27 protein-coding genes are annotated in these 22,019 nt (G+C 62.2%); 13 read left to right on the top strand and 14 right to left on the bottom strand.

All coding sequences use genetic code 11. The features are described 5' to 3' along the window. Positions 1-125: 125 nt before the first annotated feature. Together V1290_RS12815 and V1290_RS12820 are read right to left on the bottom strand one after the other, a co-directional pair. The gene (locus tag V1290_RS12815; RefSeq protein WP_334364737.1) at positions 126-1,391 is read right to left on the bottom strand and encodes a D-amino acid dehydrogenase; all 1,266 of its coding nucleotides are present in this window, start codon (positions 1,389-1,391) and stop codon (positions 126-128) included. A gap of 63 nt (positions 1,392-1,454) precedes the next feature. After that, entirely contained in the window at positions 1,455-2,783 is a 1,329-nt protein-coding gene (locus tag V1290_RS12820; RefSeq protein WP_334364738.1) for an aspartate aminotransferase family protein, read from the bottom strand. Between the two features lie 153 nt (positions 2,784-2,936). On the opposite strand from V1290_RS12820, the gene V1290_RS12825 reads away from it, so the two are divergent. Continuing rightward, the gene (locus V1290_RS12825; RefSeq protein ID WP_028347208.1) at positions 2,937-3,485 is read left to right on the top strand and encodes a cupin domain-containing protein; all 549 of its coding nucleotides are present in this window, start codon (positions 2,937-2,939) and stop codon (positions 3,483-3,485) included. A 140-nt stretch (positions 3,486-3,625) separates the two neighbouring features. Here V1290_RS12825 and V1290_RS12830 read toward each other — a convergent pair whose 3' ends face one another. Continuing rightward, positions 3,626-4,162 carry an ATP-binding protein gene (locus tag V1290_RS12830; protein WP_334364739.1) on the bottom strand — a complete coding sequence of 179 codons (537 nt, stop codon included), beginning with the start codon at positions 4,160-4,162 and terminating at the stop codon, positions 3,626-3,628. 143 nt (positions 4,163-4,305) lie between these two features. Next, the gene (locus V1290_RS12835; RefSeq protein ID WP_334364740.1) at positions 4,306-4,917 is read right to left on the bottom strand and encodes a TetR/AcrR family transcriptional regulator; all 612 of its coding nucleotides are present in this window, start codon (positions 4,915-4,917) and stop codon (positions 4,306-4,308) included. 120 nt (positions 4,918-5,037) lie between these two features. Between V1290_RS12835 and V1290_RS12840 the strand changes: the two genes are divergently transcribed. Next, positions 5,038-5,526 carry a tautomerase family protein gene (locus tag V1290_RS12840; RefSeq protein WP_334364741.1) on the top strand — a complete coding sequence of 163 codons (489 nt, stop codon included), beginning with the start codon at positions 5,038-5,040 and terminating at the stop codon, positions 5,524-5,526. 50 nt (positions 5,527-5,576) lie between these two features. Continuing rightward, positions 5,577-6,356 carry a crotonase/enoyl-CoA hydratase family protein gene (locus V1290_RS12845; RefSeq protein ID WP_334364742.1) on the top strand — a complete coding sequence of 260 codons (780 nt, stop codon included), beginning with the start codon at positions 5,577-5,579 and terminating at the stop codon, positions 6,354-6,356. A 135-nt stretch (positions 6,357-6,491) separates the two neighbouring features. Here V1290_RS12845 and V1290_RS12850 read toward each other — a convergent pair whose 3' ends face one another. Beyond that, on the bottom strand, positions 6,492-6,905 hold the full coding sequence (locus V1290_RS12850) for a LysR family transcriptional regulator (RefSeq protein WP_334364743.1): 414 nt from the start codon (positions 6,903-6,905) through the stop codon (positions 6,492-6,494). A gap of 89 nt (positions 6,906-6,994) precedes the next feature. Here V1290_RS12850 and V1290_RS12855 point away from each other — a divergent pair, with 89 nt between their 5' ends. Beyond that, positions 6,995-7,432 (top strand): cupin domain-containing protein, encoded by a 438-nt coding sequence (locus tag V1290_RS12855; protein WP_334364744.1) that lies wholly within the window; start codon positions 6,995-6,997, stop codon positions 7,430-7,432. Between the two features lie 51 nt (positions 7,433-7,483). Here the strand turns inward: V1290_RS12855 and V1290_RS12860 are convergent, their stop codons facing one another. Continuing rightward, a complete protein-coding gene (locus tag V1290_RS12860; RefSeq protein WP_334364745.1) occupies positions 7,484-7,762 on the bottom strand; it encodes a DUF1488 family protein in 279 nt (92 codons plus the stop codon). 169 nt (positions 7,763-7,931) lie between these two features. Here V1290_RS12860 and V1290_RS12865 point away from each other — a divergent pair, with 169 nt between their 5' ends. Beyond that, positions 7,932-8,336 (top strand): DUF4864 domain-containing protein, encoded by a 405-nt coding sequence (locus V1290_RS12865; RefSeq protein ID WP_334364746.1) that lies wholly within the window; start codon positions 7,932-7,934, stop codon positions 8,334-8,336. Positions 8,337-8,339: 3 nt separating this feature from the next. On the opposite strand, the gene V1290_RS12870 is transcribed toward V1290_RS12865, so the two are convergent. Continuing rightward, positions 8,340-9,539 carry an MFS transporter gene (locus tag V1290_RS12870; RefSeq protein ID WP_442893773.1) on the bottom strand — a complete coding sequence of 400 codons (1,200 nt, stop codon included), beginning with the start codon at positions 9,537-9,539 and terminating at the stop codon, positions 8,340-8,342. Between the two features lie 220 nt (positions 9,540-9,759). Between V1290_RS12870 and V1290_RS12875 the strand changes: the two genes are divergently transcribed. From V1290_RS12875 to V1290_RS12885, 3 genes are all read left to right on the top strand, one after another. After that, on the top strand, positions 9,760-10,161 hold the full coding sequence (locus V1290_RS12875) for a hypothetical protein (protein WP_334364748.1): 402 nt from the start codon (positions 9,760-9,762) through the stop codon (positions 10,159-10,161). Between the two features lie 136 nt (positions 10,162-10,297). Continuing rightward, on the top strand, positions 10,298-10,759 hold the full coding sequence (locus V1290_RS12880) for a cupredoxin domain-containing protein (protein ID WP_334364749.1): 462 nt from the start codon (positions 10,298-10,300) through the stop codon (positions 10,757-10,759). A 273-nt stretch (positions 10,760-11,032) separates the two neighbouring features. Then, on the top strand, positions 11,033-12,106 hold the full coding sequence (locus V1290_RS12885) for an AI-2E family transporter (RefSeq protein ID WP_334364750.1): 1,074 nt from the start codon (positions 11,033-11,035) through the stop codon (positions 12,104-12,106). A gap of 128 nt (positions 12,107-12,234) precedes the next feature. On the opposite strand, the gene V1290_RS12890 is transcribed toward V1290_RS12885, so the two are convergent. Then, positions 12,235-13,077, bottom strand: coding sequence for a GNAT family N-acetyltransferase (locus V1290_RS12890; protein ID WP_334364751.1), 843 nt, complete (start codon positions 13,075-13,077; stop codon positions 12,235-12,237). A 211-nt stretch (positions 13,078-13,288) separates the two neighbouring features. Between V1290_RS12890 and V1290_RS12895 the strand changes: the two genes are divergently transcribed. The 3 genes from V1290_RS12895 to V1290_RS12905 all read left to right on the top strand — a co-directional run bounded on the left by V1290_RS12895 (position 13,289) and on the right by V1290_RS12905 (position 15,025). Beyond that, on the top strand, positions 13,289-13,690 hold the full coding sequence (locus V1290_RS12895; RefSeq protein WP_334364752.1) for a hypothetical protein: 402 nt from the start codon (positions 13,289-13,291) through the stop codon (positions 13,688-13,690). Positions 13,691-14,423: 733 nt separating this feature from the next. Continuing rightward, on the top strand, positions 14,424-14,612 hold the full coding sequence (locus V1290_RS12900) for a hypothetical protein (RefSeq protein ID WP_082637412.1): 189 nt from the start codon (positions 14,424-14,426) through the stop codon (positions 14,610-14,612). Next, positions 14,609-15,025: a hypothetical protein gene (locus V1290_RS12905; RefSeq protein WP_334364753.1), complete on the top strand. Its 417-nt coding sequence runs from the start codon at positions 14,609-14,611 to the stop codon at positions 15,023-15,025. The genes V1290_RS12900 and V1290_RS12905 overlap by 4 nt, the downstream gene beginning before the upstream one ends. A gap of 522 nt (positions 15,026-15,547) precedes the next feature. On the opposite strand, the gene V1290_RS12910 is transcribed toward V1290_RS12905, so the two are convergent. The 4 genes from V1290_RS12910 to V1290_RS12925 all read right to left on the bottom strand — a co-directional run bounded on the left by V1290_RS12910 (position 15,548) and on the right by V1290_RS12925 (position 19,373). Further along, the gene (locus V1290_RS12910) at positions 15,548-16,048 is read right to left on the bottom strand and encodes a hypothetical protein (RefSeq protein ID WP_334364754.1); all 501 of its coding nucleotides are present in this window, start codon (positions 16,046-16,048) and stop codon (positions 15,548-15,550) included. 457 nt (positions 16,049-16,505) lie between these two features. Beyond that, the gene (locus V1290_RS12915; protein ID WP_334364755.1) at positions 16,506-16,856 is read right to left on the bottom strand and encodes a DUF6665 family protein; all 351 of its coding nucleotides are present in this window, start codon (positions 16,854-16,856) and stop codon (positions 16,506-16,508) included. A 45-nt stretch (positions 16,857-16,901) separates the two neighbouring features. Further along, a complete protein-coding gene (locus tag V1290_RS12920; protein ID WP_334364756.1) occupies positions 16,902-18,050 on the bottom strand; it encodes an OpgC domain-containing protein in 1,149 nt (382 codons plus the stop codon). A gap of 333 nt (positions 18,051-18,383) precedes the next feature. After that, positions 18,384-19,373, bottom strand: a complete 990-nt coding sequence (locus V1290_RS12925) for a LysR family transcriptional regulator (RefSeq protein WP_334364757.1) — start codon at positions 19,371-19,373, stop codon at positions 18,384-18,386. A gap of 93 nt (positions 19,374-19,466) precedes the next feature. On the opposite strand from V1290_RS12925, the gene V1290_RS12930 reads away from it, so the two are divergent. Together V1290_RS12930 and V1290_RS12935 are read left to right on the top strand one after the other, a co-directional pair. Beyond that, positions 19,467-20,030 (top strand): YybH family protein, encoded by a 564-nt coding sequence (locus tag V1290_RS12930; RefSeq protein ID WP_334364758.1) that lies wholly within the window; start codon positions 19,467-19,469, stop codon positions 20,028-20,030. A gap of 374 nt (positions 20,031-20,404) precedes the next feature. Further along, a complete protein-coding gene (locus tag V1290_RS12935) occupies positions 20,405-20,794 on the top strand; it encodes a VOC family protein (protein WP_334364759.1) in 390 nt (129 codons plus the stop codon). Positions 20,795-20,847: 53 nt separating this feature from the next. Here V1290_RS12935 and V1290_RS12940 read toward each other — a convergent pair whose 3' ends face one another. Next, positions 20,848-21,489 (bottom strand): hypothetical protein, encoded by a 642-nt coding sequence (locus V1290_RS12940; protein ID WP_334364760.1) that lies wholly within the window; start codon positions 21,487-21,489, stop codon positions 20,848-20,850. A 254-nt stretch (positions 21,490-21,743) separates the two neighbouring features. Continuing rightward, positions 21,744-22,019 (bottom strand): hypothetical protein, encoded by a 276-nt coding sequence (locus V1290_RS12945; protein ID WP_334364761.1) that lies wholly within the window; start codon positions 22,017-22,019, stop codon positions 21,744-21,746.

A 22,019-nucleotide genomic window follows, 5' to 3' on the forward strand; every position in this document is an offset into this window, starting at 1 on the left:
CGAGAGCTAGTCCGCTAATCCCGCCGTCATTGCGAGCGAAGCGAAGCAATCCATCGCCACTTACGGAGACATGGATTGCTTCGTCGCTACGCTCCTCGCAATGACGGGTTGGCTATCGTGCGTTACTACCCAAACCGCTGATCGTAACGGCTCACGCTGAGCTCGCTCACATCGATATCCGGCTTCCGTCCCGAAATCATATCGGCCAGCACCCTCCCCGAACCGCACGCCATGGTCCAGCCGAGCGTGCCGTGGCCGGTGTTGAGGTGCAGATTGCCGTAGCGCGTCGCGCCGATCACCGGCGGGCCGTCCGGCGTCATCGGGCGCAGGCCGCACCAGAAGCTCGCTTTGCTCAAATCGCCGCCGCGCGGAAACATGTCGGTCAGCGAATGATCGAGCGTCGCCCGCCGCGCCGCATCGAGCGAGTTCGAATAGCCGGAAATTTCCGCGGTGCCGCCGACGCGGATGCGATCCCCCAGCCGCGTGATCGCGACCTTGTAGCTCTCGTCCATCACGGTCGATACCGGCGCGCCGTCGGGATCGATGACGGGGACCGTGATCGAGTAGCCCTTCACCGGATAGACCGGAACAAAAACACCCAAAGGTTTGAGCAAGCGCGGCGACCAGCTTCCGAGTGCCGCGACATAGGCATCGGCCTGCAACAACCCGGCGCTGGTGACGACGCCGGTGATCTTGCCGCCATCCGCGACCAGCCGCTCGATCGTGGTATTGAACCTGAACTCGACGCCGAGCTTTTCAGCTTCCCGAGCGAGCGCCTGCGTGAACATGTGGCAATCGCCGGTCTCGTCCTGCGGCAATCGCAACCCGCCGACGAATTTTTCCTTCACGGCCGCGAGCGCCGGTTCCGCGCCGATGCAGCCGGTGCGATCCAAAAGCTCGTACGGCACGCCATATTGCTTGAGCACTGCGATATCGTCGCCGGTCGAGTCGAGCTGCTTCTGCTTGCGGAAGAGCTGCAGCGTGCCGCGGCTGCGCTCGTCATACGTGATGCCGATCTCGGCGCGCAGCGCGCGCAAGGAATCGCGGCTGTATTCGGCGATCGGGATCATCCGGCTCTTGTTGATCGCGTAGCGCTCTGCCGTGCAGTTGCGCAGCATCTTCAGCCCCCAGATCCACATCACGGGATCGAGCTTCGGCCAGATCACCAGCGGTCCGTGCCGCATCAATAGCCACTTGATCGCTTTGACCGGCACGCCGGGGCCGGCCCAGGGCGACGAATAGCCGGGCGAGACCTCGCCGGCATTGGCAAAACTGGTTTCCTGTGCGGGCTCCGCCTGACGGTCGACGACGACAACTTGGTGGCCGGAACGTGCCAGATAATAGGCTGTGGTGACGCCGATCACGCCACTGCCGAGAACGATGACTTTCACGATTCCTCACGCATCCGCCGCGGCACAATTGCCGCGGCCTCTGTCTTTCCCTGCGAGCAAGGATCAGGCCACACGCTTGATCGCGTCGCCGAGGATCGAAACCATGTCGTCGATATGGCTCTTCTCGACGATCAGGGGCGGCGACAGCGCAAAGGAATCGCCGCTCATGCGCAAATAAAGCCCGCGATTGAAGCAATCCACCATCACGTCATAGCCACGCGCGCCAACGCCGTCTTTGCGCGGCGCGACTTCGACCGCGCCCATCAGGCCGACATTGCGGATGTCGATCACGTTCGGCAGACCTTTCAGCGAATGCAGCGCATCGCGCCAGTATTCGGCCAGCGACGCGCCGCGCGTCAAAAGCCCCTCGTCCTTGTAGATGTCGAGCGTCGCGAGGCCCGCGGCGCAGGCGGTCGGGTGCGCCGAATAGGTGTAGCCGTGGAACAGCTCGATGGTGCCCTCGGGGCCGGTCATCAACCCGTCATGAATCTTGCGGTTGGCAAACACCGCGCCGCAGGGGACGGTGCCATTGGTGATGCCCTTGGCGGTCGTCATCATATCGGGCGTGACGCCGAAATAATCTGCCGCGAACGGCGCGCCAAGGCGGCCGAACCCAGTGATGACCTCGTCGAAGATGAGCAGGATGCCGTGCTTGTCTGCGATCTCGCGCAGCCGCTTCAAATAGCCCTTCGGCGGCGGCAGCACGGCGGTCGAACCCGGCACCGGCTCGACGATGACGGCGGCGATGGTGTCGGCGCCATGCAGCGCCACCATCCGCTCGAGATCGTCGGCGAGCTCGGCGCCATGCTCGGGCTGATCCTTCGCAAAGGCGTTGCGGGCGAGATCATGGGTGTGACGGATGTGATCGACTCCGGGCAGATGGGTGGCGAACGCGCGGCGGTTGGCCACCATGCCGCCGACCGACATGCCGCCGAAGCCGACGCCGTGATAGCCGCGCTCGCGGCCGATCAGGCGCGTCCGCGTCCCCTGCCCGATGGCGCGCTGATAGGCCAGCGCGATCTTCAGCGCGGTATCGACCGACTCTGAGCCCGAATTGGTGAAGAAGACGCGATCCAGCCCCGTCGGCGCGATCTCGGTGAGCCGCTCGGCAAAATCGAACGCCAGCGGATGGCCCATGTTGAACGAGGGCGCGAAGTCGAGGTTCATCAATTGCCGTTCGACGGCAGCCGCAATCTGGCGCCGGCCATGGCCGGCGTTGACGCACCAGAGGCCGGCGGAGCCGTCGATCACCTTGCGGCCGTCGACGGTGGTGTAGTGCATGCCCTCGGCGGAGGCGAACAGGCGCGGCGTTTTCTTGAACTGCCGGTTGGCCGTGAAAGGCATCCAGAACGAGTCAGTCTGCAGGGTGTTCGGCTTCTGATGAAGGGTCACGGTCTAGCTCCTATGCTGGCAGCTCAAGGGACCACCGGGCCACGCTCGGGAAGCCACAACAAGTCCTTTTCTGCACTCCTGCAACCCATTGATTTTGCTAACCCGATCAGGGCATATTTGTTCGATCCGAAACACCTGCAACAGGGATTTTCGATGAGCGTCGATATCGGTGGGCGACTCCGCTTCGTCCGGGCCCGCCACAAGCTGTCGCAGCGTGAGCTGGCAAAGCGCTCCGGCGTGACCAATTCGACGATCTCGCTGATCGAATCGAACCAGATGAACCCGTCCGTCGGCGCGCTGAAGCGCATCCTCGACGGGCTGCCGATGGGGCTTGCCGAGTTCTTCGCGATCGAGCCGGAGCGGCCGCGCAAGGCGTTCTATCGCTCCGACGAGCTGACCGAAATCGGCAAGCAGCCGATCTCCTACCGCCAGGTCGGCGACAATCTGTTCGGCCGCGCGTTGCAGATCCTCAAAGAACGCTACGAGCCGGGCAGCGACACCGGCCGGGTGCCGCTGACCCATGACGGCGAGGAAGGCGGCATCGTGGTGAGCGGCCGACTGGAAGTGACCGTCGACGACGAGCGCCGCATCCTCGACCCCGGCGATGCCTATTATTTCGAAAGCCGCCGCCCGCACCGCTTCCGCTGCGTCGGAGGCAAACCGTGCGAGGTGATAAGCGCCTGCACGCCGCCGACGTTTTGAGAAGCGAGGACGTGCTGAATGGTGGCCATCTCCGGCTTTGCCTCGGCGGCAGACATCGGAACCGCCTGCCGGCATGTCTGGGTTGGGCCATCTGCCGAAGGCCGTTTATTTCCGGAATGCTCGACAAGCCGTCTCTCATGTCATGTCGGCAGGCGAAACGCTTCGCTTTGCACAGCGTTGATGACTGCGTTCAGAGTGTCCTTCGGAGTATGCCCGTCGGTTGACAAGACATGCCGCTCAAGCGGTCCCAGCGATGAGAGCTGGTGATAGAGCTGCGTGATGGGACCGGGATCTGCCAACGTGTCCCCGCCCCGCTCCTGACACCGCCGGATGGCTACATCGAGGGATGGACGTAGAACGACGTAGTGGAGTGGCGCGGCAATTTTCTTGAATGGACGCAAGAACCACGGCCCAACAATGCCGTCTACGATGACAAAATAGCCTCCGCCGGCATAGCCTGCGGCTACCTTCGTCAACACATCGACAACAACGATGTTCTGATCATGAGCTTCAGGCAGATAGGGCGGGAGCGCTCCGTTCTTGATGAAATGCCAGAAGTCGTCGGAATGAAGATGGACCTTCGCTGATCCGGGCTCCCTTGCGAGCGCCTGCGCTGTCGTGGTTTTTCCAGAGCCCGGCGGCCCGGTCAGGATGAGAACTTCGCCTGCACGATTCATAGCGCCGCCATTTAGCATGAAGCAGCACAATAGTCAGCTTGGGGTCAGTTACGAGCATCCGCCAGAGCCCAAAGGTGTGTCTGCCATGAGTACACGCGGCAGGCACTGGCAGCAATCGCCTGAAGCATTGCGATCCGCGCCTTCTACTTCGGCAGCGCGCTCAACAACACCAGTTCCAGTTCCTGCCTGACATCATCAAGCGGCTGGGCGCTGCGCGCGGCGCGGCACATCGCGACCGTTCCCTCCGTCGATGCGATGACGAGCGCCGCCAGCCGCCGCGCGCGCGCAGGCGCCACGCCCTCGCGGCGCAACGCCGTGAGCATGATGCGCTGCCAGTCGGCAAACACGCCGTCGGCGAGATCGAGCAGATGGCGTTGGGCGGCTTCGTCAGGTTCGCCGCCCTTCTCGGTCGCATCGTTGACATATTGCTCGACCGCGACTGCGAGCACTGGACAACCGGCCTGGAATTTCGACTTCTCCAGCGTCTGACGCCACAGCGCGATGAAGGTGCGCAGACCCGCAATCGCGCCGCGCGACTGCGTCAGTTGCTCCAGCGGCCCGCTGACCTGCTTGCCCGCAAATACCAGCGCGTCCTCGATTAACTGCTGCTTGCCCCGCGGAAAGTGATGACCAATCGAACCGCGCGGCGTGCCGGTGTGGCGGACCACCTCACGCATGCTAGTGGCGTTGACGCCGCGGCGGCTCATCAGGTTGGCGGCCCCTGCCACCATTTTTGCGCGGGTATCCGACGTCATCGCGAATCTTCCTTCGTCTGCATGACCGCATGCTAGATTATGACGATTGACATAGCCAGCTCAATGTGAAGTTATGACGTCCGTCATAGTCAGAAGAATGCCGACGCGAGGAGACGCGCAATGACGTTTATCCATGTGATGACGCCGCAGGGACGGTTGAACGCCGATCAGCGGCGGGTGCTGGCAAAAACGCTGACGGACGCCGTCCTCGTGCCGGAGGTCGGCAAGCTGACGCCCGAAGCGCGCCGCGGCTATCAGGTCCATTTCGTCGAGCGCCCGCTCGACATGATCGCGCACGGCGGGGAATTGCTCTCGGACAAGCCCAGCGACGTGATGGTACTCGACGTCGTGGTGATGGACTGCTGCTGGACGCGCGAGGATCGCGCCACCGTCATCCGCAATATACACGCCGCGCTTGCGGACGCCTGCGGGATGAAGACGCCCTCGCCGGGCTGGTGGATCAATTTCCGTATCATCGAGGAAGGAAGCTGGGGTTCGCGCGGCGGCGTGCTGTCGTTCCTCGACCTGCTCGACCATGGCGCATCGCACTTTTCGCCGGAACGCGCCGCGTCAATCCGCACCGCACTCGCCGTCAAATACGAGCGATAGACACGCGCGGCTTGCACTGCATTTTTAGAACAATCAGGACGGAGGAGATCATGAGCGCCGAAGGAACAATCCGCACCGAAATCCACGATCGCATCTTCAAGATCATCATCGACAACCCCGCCAAGAAGAACGCGTTCTCGCCCGCCATGATGGAGCAGTTGTCGGACGCGCTGACGGAGCTCCACAACAACGACAGCTATTGGGTCGGCGTCATCTGCGCCGAAGGCAGGGACTTCACCGCCGGCCTCGACATGCCGAAATTCTTCGGCCCCAACGCCGAGAAGCGGAATTTTAGGGAAGGCAATGTCGACGTCTTCGGCCTGCAGAAGCGCTGCAAGAAGCCGATCGTGTCAGCGGTGCAGGGCATCGTGTTCACCATCGGCATCGAGCTGATGCTGGCCGGCGACATCGTCGTCGCCGCCGACGACGCCCGCTTCTGCCAGATGGAATCCAAACGCGGCATCGCCCCGCTTGGAGGTGCGCATTTCCGCTTCCTGTCGCGCACCGGCTGGGGCAACGCGATGTATCATCTGTTCCTGTGTGATGAATTCACCGCAGCGCGCGCCCGCGAGATCGGGCTGGTCCAGGAAGTCGTGCCGGCCGGCCAGCAAATCGAGCGGGCGATGGCACTCGCCAAGATCATTGCCGGCAATGCGCCGCTCGGCATTCAGGTCACCAAGGAGGCGGCGCTTAAATATGTCGAGCACGGCGAGGAGGCCGCCATCGCCTACATTCCAAAAGTCCGCGAGCGCGTGCTCAACAGCGCCGATGCGAGCGAGGGCATTCAATCCTTCATCGAGCGGCGCGCTGCGGTGTTTCAGGGCAGGTAGGCGCGGGGCTGCCCGCCTCTCATCCTGTCAGGATCGATTTCAACGAGTCGCGTTCTTCCACGATGAAGTCGAAGAACGCCGCGATGCGCGGGACGCGCCTGATATCCGGGTGGGCCAGGAGCCGCCAGCTTCGGGTCAATTCAGGAATGGGCCCGAGCACGCGAACCAGATCCGGCTCCGCATCGCCGAGCGGGTCATGCGATAGACGATCGGCTCGGGACAGGTGACGCGGATCACGCCCTTTAGTTCCTGCTCGACGTCGGTTGCCCGCCTTTGGAAATCATCGACCGCCGCCTCGATGCGCTCGGCATATTTCAAGAGCGTGTTGCCGTATTCGGTCAGGCGATAGCCGGTGTTCTGCCGCGTCACCAGGGCGCGCCCTAGTCTGCGTTCGAGTTCTTCGAGGCGGCGGTGCACCGTCGACTGGCTGGTGCCGAGCGCCTTGCCGGCCGCGATCGTGCTGCCGTGACGCGCCACCGCGAGAAAGTATTTCAGATCGTTCCAGTCGAACATTCGCCCATTATGCACTTCTGCGGCGGGGTTTCGCAATCTTGCGGCTCCCGCGGCAGGGCGGCGGCCCGTAGGCTTCTTCGCGCCGAAACACCGCGCGGTACCTGACCGACACAAGGAGCGAAAACATGCGCAGCCATTTCATCCCGGCCATTTTCCTTCTCACCGGCCTCGGCGCTGGCCTCGACAATCCCGCATCGGCGCAGCAGCAAGGAGCGCCTGCGCCGAATATCGCCAAGCCGAATATGGTGTTGCAACAGGTCGTCGAGGGATTGCCAAAGGATGACAAGCAAACCGTGCGGGTGATGACCGCAACGTTCAAGCCGGGCGACAAGACCGTGTATCACACCCATCGCTTTCCAGTGACGGTCTACGTCCTCGAAGGCGCCTTCACGCTCGAACTCGAAGGCCGTCCACCGCTTAACGTCAAGGCCGGCGAAGCGATGGTCGAACCGCCGAACGTGCCCATGACCGGCTATAACCGCAGCGCCACCGAGCCGACCAAGGTGGTTATCTTCTATGTCAGCGCGAATGACACGCCGTTCCTGGACTTGCATTCGCACTAGGCGGCCAGCCATCGCGGCGACGACATTGCCTGAAGCAGGTCGGCAACAGAGCTAGCTGCGAAAATCGATGCTGCGCAGGATGATGCCGGGCGGGGTCCCCTCGAACTCCCCCGCTTCGAACTTGCGCGACGCGCATTGTTCGATGCGGTCGCGCAACCGAAGGAATTGTTCTTCGCGCTGGCTGGTCGCCGTACGCGAGGCATGCTCAAGAGCATCCATCGCGGAGGCGCTGACCGCGCAGGGTATTTCCCTCGGGCCGTCCATCATGGAAAACAGCAGCACCATGCGGTCGAACTCGTAACCGCCAATGTTTCCGCGTGCGAGTGTCATCGGATGTTCCTCCCCGAGAGAAACGATACTTGAAAAACGATAAGTGCCTTGGCTTGTTCCTTATCTCGCCTGACGCTTACGCGAATGGTACTTCCGCCCGCGTGCCGGCGGGTATAAATTTCCGCGTGTCTGCACCGCGGCAAGCACCGCCAGTTCGGGGGCATTTTGCATGCGCGCTCTTGCTCTGGTTCTCGCTTTCCTGATCGGGTTGGGCACCCCTGCCCTCGCCGACGACGTCGCTACTGCCCAGAGCGTGATCCGCGCGCAGGAGCAGGCGTTCATCCGCGACGACGCCGCGGCCGCCTATTCCCATGCCGCGCCCGAGATCAGGCAGATATTTCCTCAGGCCGATATCTTCATGCAGATGGTCCGGCAGGGCTACGCGCCCGTCTATCGCCACAAGAGTTTCGAATTCGGCGAGGCGCGTTCAGCCAATGGCCGGATCGCGCAGCGCGTCCATATCGTCGACGACAATGGTGAGGCCTGGGAGGCGATGTACACGCTGGAGCAGCAGCCGGACGGCAGCCTGAAGATCACGGGCTGTTCGCTGCTGAAAGCGGGACAGGCGGTATGACGCTCACGCCATCGCCAGCCGTTGCCGTGCCCGCATCAGCAGCAGCACCATGATCCCGATGTTGAGCGCGTTCCACGCCAGCCCATTGGCGAACGCGGCGCCGTAGGAGCCGGTGGCGTCGAAGATCGCGCCCGAGATCCAGCCGCCGAACGACATGCCGAACACGGAAGCAAAGATCACGATGCCGACGCGGGTCGCCGCTTCGGAGGCCGGCATCGCCTCGCGCACGATGATCGCATAACTCGGCACGATGCCGCCCTGGAACAGGCCGAACATCGCCGAGATAATATAGAGTGAGGTCAGGCTGTCGAAGAACAGGTAGAACAACAGCGCCGTGCCCTGCGCGAACGACCCGATCAAAAGCGTGCGGATGCCGCCGATCTTGTCGGCGAGAAAGCCGCTTCCGATCCGGCTGATGATGCCGAAGCCCAGCATCAGCGACAGCATTTCCGCGCCGCGCGCCACGCCATAGCCGAGGTCGCCGCAATAGGCGACGATGTGCACCTGCGGCATCGACATCGCCACGCAGCAGGCAATCGCGGCGAGCGACAGAATCGCCGTCAGCGCGTTGGTGGAGAGTTTTAGATCGACGCGCGGCGGCGCCGCGTTGTCGTGGTCGCGCTGGCCTCCCGCGCCCATCAGCATCCGCAAGCCGATCAGCGCCAGCGTCATCGCTACCGCCGTGAAGATGCCGATCGCGATATGACTGGTGCGCCAGCCGAGCTGCTCGATGCCGAAATTCACCAGCGGCGGCCAGATCGTGCCGCCGATGTAATTGCCACTAGCGGCAATCGCGACCGCGAGCCCCCGATAGCGGTCGAACCAGTGCGAGGCCTCCGCCATCAGCGGGCCGAAGGTGGCGGACGAGGACAGCCCGATCGCGAAATGCACCAGGATAAAGTGCCAGATCGAGGTCGACATTCCCGCGACGACATAGCCGAGGCCCAAAATGCCGATGCCGAGCCCGATCGCGGTGACGATGCCGTAGCGGTCGGTGATCTTGCCGGTCAGCACCCCGCCGGAACCGAACCCGAGCATCACCATGGTAAAGGCCAGCGACGCGGTGCCGCGGCTCGCGGCAAACTCCGTCTGCACCACCGGCAGCGCGACCACCACCGACCACATGCCGACGCTGCCGAGCGAGCCGATCAGCACGGCCACGGCAAGCCGGATCCACGCCCGGCGCGAATCGAGAACGAACAGGTCGGAATCTCGGGAAAGCTCAGAAGAAATCACCACGGCAGGCGGAGCTTCGGGGTCAAATCGCCCAAGGTCAAGCCACAATGCCGCGATGTTAGGCATGCAGTTGTGGGGGGCAACGCCCCTTCATTGCCTTGGCGGAATCGTCCGTCGGTCCTACCTTCCCATCATGTTCGTCCGCCTGACGAGACCTGCGCGTGTCAAAGCGGGGTGGTTCGCCGCCGTGCTCTACCTGTTTTGCGTGCTCGCGCCGGGCGTGGCGCTGGCGCTCGGCGATGCCGCATCCTGCCTTATGCACCAGCCCGGAACGGCGGGTGCCGCTCATTTCCATGACGGTGCGCAGCCGGAGCATGTCGCCGCGCATCAGCATCACGAGATGCAGACCGATCAGCACGCGATGGATCACGCCGATGCCGGCGACGTGATGCCCGTGCCTGCCAAGCATCAGCATGACGGCAAGGGCTCTGCGGGACCGTGCTGCGCCATGCTCTGCGTGTGCGCGATCGCGGCCGATCCGCCCGCCGTCGCAAAGCCCTCGCAGCCGATGTCGATCTGCGCCTCCAAGAACGTCCAGCGCCTGCCCGGTGAGGCGCCGCCGCGACACTTCCGTCCCCCCATCGCCTGATCTCTGACGTCACGACATGGGCAGCCGCGCGAGTGAAGCGCGCATGCCCATGGCTTATTGCAAGATCATGGATTCAGCCTGGCGGCCCGCGCCTCGCGGCCGCGCTTCGCTGACAAGGAAACAGGAAAGAACAGAGATGAAGAACATCATGACGGCCGGCCTCGCATTGATCGCCGTTTCGGCATGGACGCCACTGGCATTCGGCCATGACAAGCACGCCCACGAAACCTATTCGGCGGGCGAGCCCGGCGACCCCAAAAAACCCGCGCGCACCGTCGAGGTCGACATGAGCGAGATGAAATATGCGCCCTCGAGCATCGAGGTGAAGCGCGGCGAGCAGATCCGCTTCGTGATCCGCAATGTCGGCGAGGATGACCACGAATTCCTGCTCGCCACCACGGAAGAAAACCTCAAGCATGCCGAGGACATGCAGAAGCATCCGCATATGGAGCACGAGGAGCCGAACGCGGTGCGGCTCACGCCGAAAAAATCGGCCGAGATCGTCTGGAAGTTCACCAAACCGGGCACGTTCGAATATTCGTGCCTGATCCCCGGCCACCGCGAGAACGGCATGATCGGCAGGGTGACAGTGAAGTAGCGGCGACGAGACGGACACCGCTAATCAGAGGATGGGCACTGCGCCATGCGCTTTGCTCATCCTCCAATTCCTGCCAGACCTCATCCTAAGGAGCGCGCCTTCGCGCGTCTCGAAGGATGAATGGCACCCCAGCCGGGCCACATGGTTCGAGACGACGCTTTCGCGCCTCCTCACCATGAGGGTTCAATGGTTGCTGCATTTCCTTTTCATCGTGGCCGTGCGACAAGCACCGAACGGCCGCGCGGCCATATGGAAGGAACCAGCGAGACGCCCGTGCGACGAATTGACGAACAGGTTTTCCGCCTCCTGCTGCTTGCCGTTACGCTGGCTTTCGCCTGGGTGGTTCTGCAGCCGTTTTACGGCGCCGTGCTGTGGGCGATCATTATCGCCGTCATCTTTGCGCCGGTTAACCGCGCGCTCCTGCGGTCGATGCCCGGCAGGCCGAACCTCGCGGCGCTGGTGACCGTCCTGCTCATCATCGCGATGGTGATCCTGCCGCTCGCCATCGTTGCGGCCTCGCTGGTCCGCGAAGCCACCAGCCTGTTCGGCAAAATCCAGTCGGGCGAATATGATCTCGCCGGCTACGTCCAGCGCATCTTCGATGCGCTGCCGGCCTGGGTGATCGGCTGGCTCGAGCGGCTTAACCTGACCAACCTTTCAGGGCTTCGCGAGACCTTGTCGTCCAGCCTGATGAAGGGCGGCCAGATCCTGGCGCCGCAGGCGCTCAGCATCGGCGTGAACACGTTCGAGTTCGTGATCGGCCTCGGCATCATGCTGTACCTGATGTTCTTCCTGATGCGTGACGGGCGAGTGCTGGCTGATCGGATCAAGGAGGCCGTTCCGCTCGGCGCCGACCACAAGACCGCGCTGTTCAGCCGCTTTGCCGACGTCGTTCGCGCCACCGTCAAGGGCGGTGTTCTGGTAGCCATTGCGCAAGGCGCGCTCGGCGGCCTGGCGTTCTGGTTCCTCGGCGTTCACGCGCCGCTGTTGTGGGCGGTGCTGATGGCGTTCCTGTCGCTGGTGCCGGCGATCGGGGCCGGCCTGGTGTGGCTCCCCGTCGCGATTTACTTTCTCGCCACCGGCGCGATCTGGCAGGGCCTCGGGTTGATCGCGTATGGCGTGCTGGTCATCGGCCTCGTGGATAATGTGCTGCGCCCCTTCCTGGTCGGCAAGGACACCAAGCTACCGGACTATGTCGTGCTGATCTCGACGCTCGGCGGCATCGACGTCTTCGGCCTCAACGGTTTCGTCATCGGTCCGCTGATCGCCGCGATCTTCATGGTGAGCTGGGAGATTTTTTCGGCGTCCCGGCGCGCGTCACGGGATGAGCGGGTGAGCGACCGGTAGTATTCGCTTCAAGGCGATGCGTACTCCATCGTCATTGCGAGCGAAGCGAAGCAATCCATTTCTCCGCACGGGGATAGATGGATTGCTTCGTCGCTCCGCTCCTCGCAATGACGGTTGTGTTGTGTCCCCTATCCCAGCTCAAAGCTGGTCACCCCGAACACCCGCTCCAGCCGCAGCGGCGGGATTGCGCCGGTATACATACGCGCCGTCTCGAACACCGGCGCGAGCCCAAAACCTTCCGCCAGCGCGACCGCGTCGCCGTTGATGCTGGGCACGTCCAGAAAAATCTCGCCGCCGCCCACCTTGGCGAGCAAGGCGGACAATACCGCTTCGGCCGTAGCGCGGTCGTCGGCCACCAGCGGCCCGATCTTAAAACCCTTCCGGCACGGCCGGATCACACCCCAACCCACAAGCCGTCCATCGCGCACGACCGCGCACCCGACATGTCCGGGCGAGCCAATCCAGGTCCGCAGGAACGCCGGCCGTCGCGCGGGAAACACCGTTGCGTCGTCTGCTTCCACGTCAGCCAGCGGAACTTCGCTCAGGTCAATCACCCCGGCCTGCGGCACACTCCGCGCCGCGACCATGCCGCCATAGCGGACGTTGGCGTAAGCAAGCTGAAAGCCGGACTTCCTGTAATTGTCCTGCTGCGCCGTCACGCCATCGAGTCCGATCACGCGCGCGCCGGCATGCGCGATGGCCGCATTCCACATCCGCAAGCCGTAACCTTTGCCGCGCAAATCTGCCCGCACGATGTAAAAGCCGAGAAAGGAAAAGCTCGCTTCATAATTGACGCAGGAAATGGTCGCGACAGGCGCACCATCGATCTCGCCGATGATAAAGCCGTGCGGATCAACGGACGAAAAACAGGTCGCATCCGCAAGCCCCGGATTCCAGCCTTCGGCGGCGGCCCAGTCTATGGCGAGTGAGATTTCGTCCGGCCGCATCGTGCGGATGGTGAAGTCGCTCATGATGACGATCCTTTGGATGTGTCTCCAGCCGTCATTGCAATGACGCGCCACGCTGAGGCATTCACAATTACGACAATCGCCGACACGCGAATGTGTGCGCAGTCCAGAAATGGCACACTTCTTCGCGCAAAATATCATTGCGCAGCTCGAATTGTTTAGCGAAAATTAACCACGCTGGCTGGCGCGGCTTGAGTAGTTGGAGGCTTCACACATGTACCGATCATCGCTCACGCTGGCTTTCGTCGTCCTGTGTTCCGGGGTTGCCGCGGCCAGCGATCTGTCGTCATCCGTCTACGTCGCGCCAGGCGGAATCTACGCGCCTTCCGCAAACATCAATGTGCGCCCGCGACCGGCTTATCGGCCGTACGCGGAACCCGGTTACCGATATCCGGACCCTGCCTACCGCGCACCGGCAGCGGTCTATGGCGAGTACGGAACGCCCTACCCCGCGCAGCCCGTCTACGTCGAACGTGCGCCAGTCTATCGCGAACGCTACTACGCGCAGGAATACGACTATGCGGGCGAATACGCGCCGCGGCCGCCGCTGCCTGTGCCGTATCGTGCGCGAGCGCGATGCGACGACGGCTATGGCGGGTGGAGCTACTGCGATTGAGCCGCCCGCTCGCGCGGGTTCCTAGTGCGGTGGTTTGCCTACATTCCTGTTGCGCAACGTATCGGCTAACGCACGGCTGACATTTGCCATGACCGGGTGGGACGCGCGCAGCATCCCGGCGTCAGCCCGGTGTGAGCGTCAGGCTGTATCTGCTGCAGCAAGGGCCTTAGCTCCGTCAGGAGTTGAGGCCCTTATTTTCAATGCATGTGGACGAATGCCGGCGAAGTGCTTCCGGTAACTTCCGGCCAGTCGTCGGACACGCGCCAAGCCGCCACTCCGACGCACACGGTGAGCATCAGGGACATCACGAGCAGAAGCATAAAGGAAAACTGGCTCAACTTCCTTGCCCCGCAAACCAGACTCAAATTTCGAGGAAGCCAGCACGGACTGCCGAGTCGCACAATGCAGTTCGCTGACCTAAGCGGAGTTTTCCCCACGCAGGATTTCTTGGCGCACATCCGAGTTCAGAAGACAGTCACTCACGGCCGGAGGCGGTCCGATCTTTCCATCTCGCCGCAAGATAGCGGCTTGAAAGATCGCAACCACAACCATCACGGCCGCAATCCGTCTGCGCCCAGTAGACAAGTTCCATCCACATAGTTCGGCAGGGTTCCTGCCAAACATTGAAATAAAAATTGATGGAACTCTGAAGAAAAAACGTGGAGAAACCCAAATGGGGTCTTGATTTGCCTTCTTTCTTTTAGCGGGGCGCTGTGAGTAACGAGTAACGCGTATGACTGATCAACAATTGGCTATTCGGGCGATTGGCGAGGCGCAACTCATACTGGAAGAATACCTGCAACCCCGGCCGCAGAACAGTGAGCGTATCCTCGACAAATTGGTAGAAGTTCTCGAACGTCCCGATGTGATGGCTGCTGTGAGCCGCTTGCAGCAACGTAGTTGCTTCGAGCCACGCAAATGAGCAAGCAGCCCTCATCAATGGCTCTGACGGCTTTCGTTGCTGCGCTGTTGTTGTTGGGGATTCCAGGTGCGGAAGCGAAACAGGAATGCAGCGCCGCGGCGCCGTCAAATCCGAATGGAAAATGGTGGTCGTATCGTCTCATCGACGGACGAAAATGCTGGTACGAAGGCAAGCCGGGGCTTTCGAAAGCCTTGCTGGAGTGGCCCAAGGGCGTGGCCGCGCAACCGTCGCTCAAGGACGTTATGACCATACTCCCTGAAAAGCGCTTCAATCCACAAGACGCGCAAGCGTGGGTACCGAAAGAAGCCGTGCAAGCGTGGGCACCGGAGGAAGCCGTGCAAGCCCGGGCGCCGAATTACGTTCCTGACACTTTTGATGAGTTATGGAGCGGAAGGATCTGGCTTTTAGATTAGAAAATTGACGGTGCGCTTGGTTCTTGGCTTCGGCTTTTGTGCTCACTGATGTCTGTTGTCGAGTTAACGCGGATTTCAGCCGGTCGCCTGCCGTTCTCACGACAACTCGCGCTTGTTTTGATCGAAGGCCGACCCGGACACGTTCTTGGAACCAGTGTGCGCTTCGTCTTGCGTGAGTCGCCCTTAGAGGAGGGTGCGGTGAGTAACGTACGAGATGCGAGCGACGCCGGGCGGTGCCAACCGCCTCAACATCCAACTTGCAATCATTGCGGCGGCATAGCGCGGCCCGTGGTGATCCTCGACAGTCGCCAGGGCAAGAGCCTTCGCCTCCTCCGCTGCCTTAGCTGCGAGAAAACGGATTGGGCTGAAGAGCAGTAGCCGTTGCAATCGAGAGCACGGTCGTGGCTACCAGTAGTCGGACATCGACTAGAAGCATCCAGGCTCATGCGCGATGCTATAGGGAGCTGAAAGTCAGGGAGATTACTTGGCCACTGCCCGCATAGGACAGCCACTGCTCCCGCATTAATCGCGCAACAGCACGGCCTCCCGAAGGGTCCGGCTCGAGGCCAAGACGGAGGCGAGCCCCAGCGCCATCAGCAGCGCGCCAAGCCAGGTTGCCATCCAGCCCCAGCCGTCATCAGCCGCCTCGGCGATCGGAGAGGCGACCGGCGCGGCCGGAGGCACGGAGACCGCAACCGTGTCGCTTGGCGCCGGTGCGGCTGCCAGAAGTGTCTCCGCGTCGAGCCGGCGCGGCGTGGGGTGGTCAGGCGTGAGCTGATCGGTCGCGCGGCTGGCGACGGTTGCCGGCGGCACGAAGGCTGCGGCCCCCGTAGCCGGGACGGAAGCGGCATCGACCACCTCGAGCTCGGGCGCGGGTTGCGTCGGCTGAGACGTTTCCGCCGGTGCGGAGCGCAGCAGCTCTGCACGCGCATCCATGACCGCCTTCTGCTTGGTCCGCGCGGCCTCATTCTCCTCGGCAGTGGCGACACGAGGCTTCGCGACGCGATGACGAACCTGCTTCACCGTCGCGGTCCCCTCGGCAGCCTGGAACCAGCATTTGCGGCGCCCCTCAGTACGATAAACCCAGCGCTGACCTTCCGCCGTCGACGTACCGGGTCGTGGCAAGCACTCGCTTTCTTTTTCCGCGGGAGCAGGTGCAGGGGCTGTCTGCGGAGGAGAGACATTGAACAAGTCTGCAAGCGGATTCGAAGATGCAGGCGAAGTCGGGAGACTTGCGAGAAGGACAATAGCGGCGGTGCAAGATCGCAAATGACCGGACATAGGAACCCCGAAGTTGCGCCCCCTCGGAAACGACCTTTGGCCGTGACCTGGGTCACAATAGGGCTCAAATCCGGCAAGGCGGTGGATTCATTCTGGCCTGGAAAACGAGATCGGGGCGCGAGTGCCGGGCAGCCGCACGAACGTCCGAGGCCGCTTCTTACTCATCTCGAACTCGATGGGTCGGTCGAAACTCAGCAAGTCATGTTGCTGACAGCATCGATGTGGCAGGGACTACCCCCATGCACTGCTGCACCTCGTTCGGCACGTTGTAGTCGCGCATGACAGGGCGGCTGTCGCGCAAGCCACACGCCTCTCGCTGCACCACGAACATCCAGAGCGCGTGGCCTGCCTCCGTCACCAGCAGGCGCCGTGCCTGCTGCGCTGACGCCGGCGCGCCCGAGCGTGGTTGGGTGGCATCGAACTCCCGCAGCCTGGCGAGGGCCGCTTCCAGCGCTCGCCCCATCCGTCCGAGCGCAACGGCCTGGTCCTGGGCGATCTCATAGTTGAGAACGTCGACGGGAGTGCGATCAAGGCGAAAATCGCGGGACATGGGGAATGTATAGCGCCACATGGATCGCATGTGCAACGATGCGCGTTACTGTTGCGATCGCTGCCTGGGTTTGATGCTGATCGAGCTTAGCAGTGTTGCGGTCACGATCATCGCTGCGATGCCAGCGAAACTCAATGCTATCTGCATCGCAAGTCCGTCTGAAATGTTGAGCAGCGCCGCGTAGCTGGCGAACGTCAAGAGAACGCCGACGCAATAGATTGGCAGCGAGTTCTGGCCACAGAGGATCGCGCCGCGCATCACCGGCGTCGTCAGCCCTCGCCACTTGCGGGGCACGAGCCATGACGCCAAAACCGCAAGGGCCAAAAAATGCAGCAGTCGCAATGGATCGAGATTCGATTTGTCCAATGGGTAAAGCAGTTTCGCCAGCGCCTGCGGGATCAGTGCTTCCAGCGGTTTGATACGCCAGCTCAATACGATGACCAGGCTGAAGAGCAGATACAGGATGGCAAGCACAAGTGTCGTGCGTGACGTCACCCACGGCTGGTGTCTCTTGACATCGATCATCCACCACGCGCCAAGCACGAACAGCAACTGCCAGGCCAGCGGATTGAAGGCCCAGTGGCCGTTTGGCCAGGCCGGGACGGTCCAGCCAAAGACATGCACCAGCACATAAAGCGCCAGCGAGGCGCCAAGCGTTGCATTCGGCGCTCGCAGCAGCAGCCACAGCAGCGGCGCGAACAGGAGGTGAAGAAGTACGAAGACCGACAACACGTCGGTATTGACCGGACGGTATTGCAGGATCGCCGCGCGCGCGAACGTTGCGCCCGGATGGTCCAACAAGATACGCGTATTGCTCTCGTCAGCAATACGGCTCGTGCCTGCGAGGTGAACCAGGATGGCGCAGGCGAGCGTGAGCAGCAGAAATGCGACATAAATGTCCCAGCTTCGCCGCAGCGTTCGGCTGATCACTCCGGTCCAGCCCTCGCAGCGCCATGCTTTGCCGTAAGCCAGCGCGCAGGTTACGCCCGAGACGAACATGAACACTTCCGCGGCATCGCTGAAGCCGTAGTTCCGCAGCGTCAGCCAAGCTCCGATGTTGTTGGGAACATGGTCAAGAAAGATGAACCACAGCGCGATGCCTCGGCAGGCATCTATTCGCAGGTCGCGGCCGTGGTCTCTCAGCTCCGGCAGCTCGCCGACCACGAACTTGGGGATGGTAATTCGGTCGTGCATCTGGGTCGTCCCGAAGCCAGCAAAATGCACCTGCCGCTCGAGCTCCTGGTGTGAGCTCGTTCACCATTAAAGGCTTATTTTTTCAGGCGAATCTGCGCGCGAGCGTTGAGCCTTGCCGGCTTTGCACGTGATCATTTGAGCCACGTGATTTAAGGCCGCCCGTCCACGCGATCGTCAGCAAACGTTGCCCGGATGAGCGAAGCGACATCCGGGTCATGCCGAGTCCCGCATATTGCGGAGCCTGTCATCGGGCGCGCGTTCGCGCGACCCGTTGGCTCATGCGGGCCACTTGCTGCACCACGAACATCCAGAGCGCGTGGCCGGCCTCCGTCACTAGGACTTGCCACGCCTCCGTTCTTGCCTCGAGCGCGAACCGGTGCTCGTACTTATGCAGCTCGCCAACGTCTCGAACAGCCAAGCGAGGCCGGCATCGGCCATCGCGGCCTGCGATGCGACGAGGCGTATCGGATCGGGCCGCCAGGGCAACGGCACCGGGCGCACTACCAGATTGAACCGCGCGGCGTGGTACTCGACCAGCCTTCGCGGCAAGGTCGCAACCAGATCGCTTTCGGCGAGTTGAACCAGCGCCATCATGAAATTCGGAACCGTCAGCGCCACGCGCCGCGAATGCCCCCGCTCGGCAAGCATGGCATCGACGACTCCCTGCGCATCGCCGATGGCCGAAACCAGCATGTGCCGTGCCTTCAGGTATGCTGCCAGGTTTGGTGCGCGCGCCAGTGGATGACCTTTTCGCATCGCGACGACGAAGTCTTCCTCGAACAGCAACCGCTCGGCGAAACGGGGCGGCAACTGGCCGATCGGGAGTATTGCAAGATCGAGCCGGTGGGAGTCGAGCTCCGTGAGTGTGGTTTGCCAGACTTGGCTCGTCGGCTTGCCGTGATGTTGCGGCATGAGCTGCAGCAACCGGATGTCGACACCTGGCGCCTCGCGGGCCAAGCGGGAAACGAGAGGGCCGAGGAAGATGGCCGCCAATGCATCAGGCGCACCGATGGTAAAGCATCGCCGCGTGCCTCCGGGGTCGAACGGCCCGGCCATCGACATGATTCCATCGACACGCGCGAGAGCCTCGGCAACTGGACCGGCAAGGGCGAGGGCACGGTCCGTAGGCTTCACGCCACCGGGTGTCTTGAGGAACAGCGGATCATGCAGGAGATGCCGCAGCCGGCGCAGCCCATGGCTGACGGCCGAGGGTGTGAGATTGAGTCTTTCCGCCGCGCGCGCGACATGACCCTCCTCGAGCACGGTGCTGAACAACACCAGGAGACTGAGATCGATGCGCAGGAGCTGAGCCGGCTTCAGCATGGTGCTGAGACTTTATCACTGGCTTCACGATACCCAAAGGGTCATCTAGCGCCTCGCTCATCACACGAGTTCGTTCAACACTGGGGTGCTTACATGTCGAAGAAATCACCGATGACGACCGGCGCGGGCTCGCCTCCGGCGTTATCCCGGCGTCGCGCCATCCCGGCGATGGCGGGTCTGCCGCTCGCAGCAGCGCAGCCGGCCGCGGCGGAAGATGCGGTCGCCAAGCTGATCAAGCATTCCGAGGTGTCGAACGCGGCGCTGATGCGGGGAGACGCAGAGACTTACCGAGCGATGATCGCCATCACCGACGATTTCACATTGATGTCTCCGTTCGGCGGGCCACCCTCGCACGGCTCGCAGTATACGTCCGAGACCTGGGACAAGGTGGGACGGTTCTTCAAGAACGGCACCCACAAGCAGGAGGTCGTCCAATCCTATGGCTCGGCCGACATGGTGGTTCTCGCGCTGATCGAACGGGACCATGTCGAGGTCGGGGGGCTGCCCGCACAGGAATGGGCGCTGCGCGTTACGCTCGTCTATCGGCGGGACGGGACCGAGTGGCACCTGGTGCATCGCCACGCCGACCCGCTCGCCCATGGCATCAGCCTGCAGCAATCGGCGGCACTCGCGCGCGGCCCTGGCATGAAGAAATGACTTCAATCGGCTGGCGCGAAGCGTAGCTCCGAGGACGCAAATGCTGTTCGGTTTTCGTTTCGGCTCCCCCACGCATCGTTTTCCGTGAGGCCGCGTAGCGCCCCCTCGTCTCCTGCCGTGCGGCAGCCAAAATCATTTGACTGCATTCCAACGAATGGAACTCAACCGAAGGTGTGCTGGTTAGGCGGTGGACCCGTTTGGCAGCAAGGCTTGAGCTGCGGCTACTCGAACGAGGTCAGCCGCCTCGTCCGATCCATTCTGGCGCCTGAAGACAGCCGGTAGCAAAGGCTCGTTGTTCGCGCTGTCGAGAAGCTCTCTTTATGGATCGAACAAACCAGCGGCGCGCAGCGCAAAATCTTTAGGGAGAAGCGAACATGGCGGTCCATTTCAACCACACGATCCTGTCGGCGCGCGACAGCAAGGCTTCCGCGAAGTTCCTGACCGATATATTGAACCTTCCAGCCCCGAAGCACTGGGGGCCGTTTGAGATGGTCGCTACCGAAAACGGAGCCTTTCTCGATTACATGGACACCGACGAAATCGCGCCGCAGCACTACGCCTTTCTGGTCAGCGAAGCCGAGTTCGACGAGATTTTCGGTCGGGTTCGGGAACGCAAGCTTGCCTACTGGGCCGATCCGGCGCGCAAGCAGCCCGGCGAGATCAATCGTCACGACGGCGGACGCGGGGTCTACTTCGAGGATCTCAACGGTCACCTCCTCGAAATCATCACCCGCCCCTATGGCAGCGGCGGATGGAATCCATGACGGGCGGCGGCGAGAAGTGGCTCGTTAGAAGCAGCTTCAAGCCGTTCCGATAATCAGATTTCGCAGTCGACTGAATTCAAAGCCTTGCGCAAGCCACCAAACGCGCTTAGCCGACAGGGCTCGGTGTCGCTGGCGGTCTTTCGCCGCTCGGAAATGGTAGTTCGCCTGATATCGGTTGTCTTTGGCTTCGGCTTAGGAGCGGCGGCGGTCGTGACCTTCTTTGATTTGCGATCGTGCCGATGGCGGTTGATTATCCTCGGGGGCTCCGAAGAACCGACACTGATGCCTTGCGGCGGAGAAATGCGTTCGTCGACCAGAGCATGATGACTTTTCTTCGAATCGTCATCCTGCCCTATCTCTTTGATTTGAGCATGATCTTCGCGCAAACGCGTTCCGCGTTTGTCGCGAGGGAAAACCGGTACCGACTTTTCGCGAACACGGCCCTCTGGGTCCGGATCATGCTCTAGAGCATGCTGCGCTGGCGTCTCGCTGCTCGCAGCGGCAAATTCAAGTCGATCAGCCTTCGCCAACGCAGCATGTGAATCGGAAATATGTGAATCGGAAACGCCTACGGTTGTCTCGGCAAGGGGCTGGACGACCACTAGTGCATTACGCGCAGGAGTTCTGAGTTCCATTGCCGCGAGCACGCCAACACCCAATGGGATGAGGAGGCCCAACAACATCATTCTCAGCATGATGCTCCTCCACTTTGTTCAGTGGCAGTGAAAATTCTCCGGTCCAATGCGGCAACTTGGCGGCGGCTCGCGTAACAAACCGACCCACGTACAGTCTGTTTGCCAACAAGGTTAACCCGCCGGCCTAGATGTTCCTGAACGTTAAATGGAGGAACAGGATCGCTGCTCGGTGATTTCCCGGACGGTGCGGCAAGGATTGCCTGCAGCAAACACGCCCTCAGGAATGTCCCGCGTCACAATGCTTCCCGCGCCGATCACTGCCCGCGATCCGATCCGGACGGCAGAATGATCGCTCCGCCGCCGACCCATACGTCCGATCCGATTTCGATTGGCTTGCCGAACTCTTCCTTTCGGCGCTGTTCGGCGTTCCAGGGGTGCATCGGCGTCAGAATTTGCACGGCCGGGCCGAACAGCGTGAAGTCGCCGATCCTTACCGGGCATACGTCGAGCACCACGCAATTGAAGTTGAAGAAGACGCGCTCGCCGAGTTCGATGTTCGAGCCGTAATCGCAGAAGAACGGCGGCTGCAT

It is taken from the genome of Bradyrhizobium sp. AZCC 1578 (assembly GCF_036924675.1).
Lineage (GTDB): Bacteria > Pseudomonadota > Alphaproteobacteria > Rhizobiales > Xanthobacteraceae > Bradyrhizobium.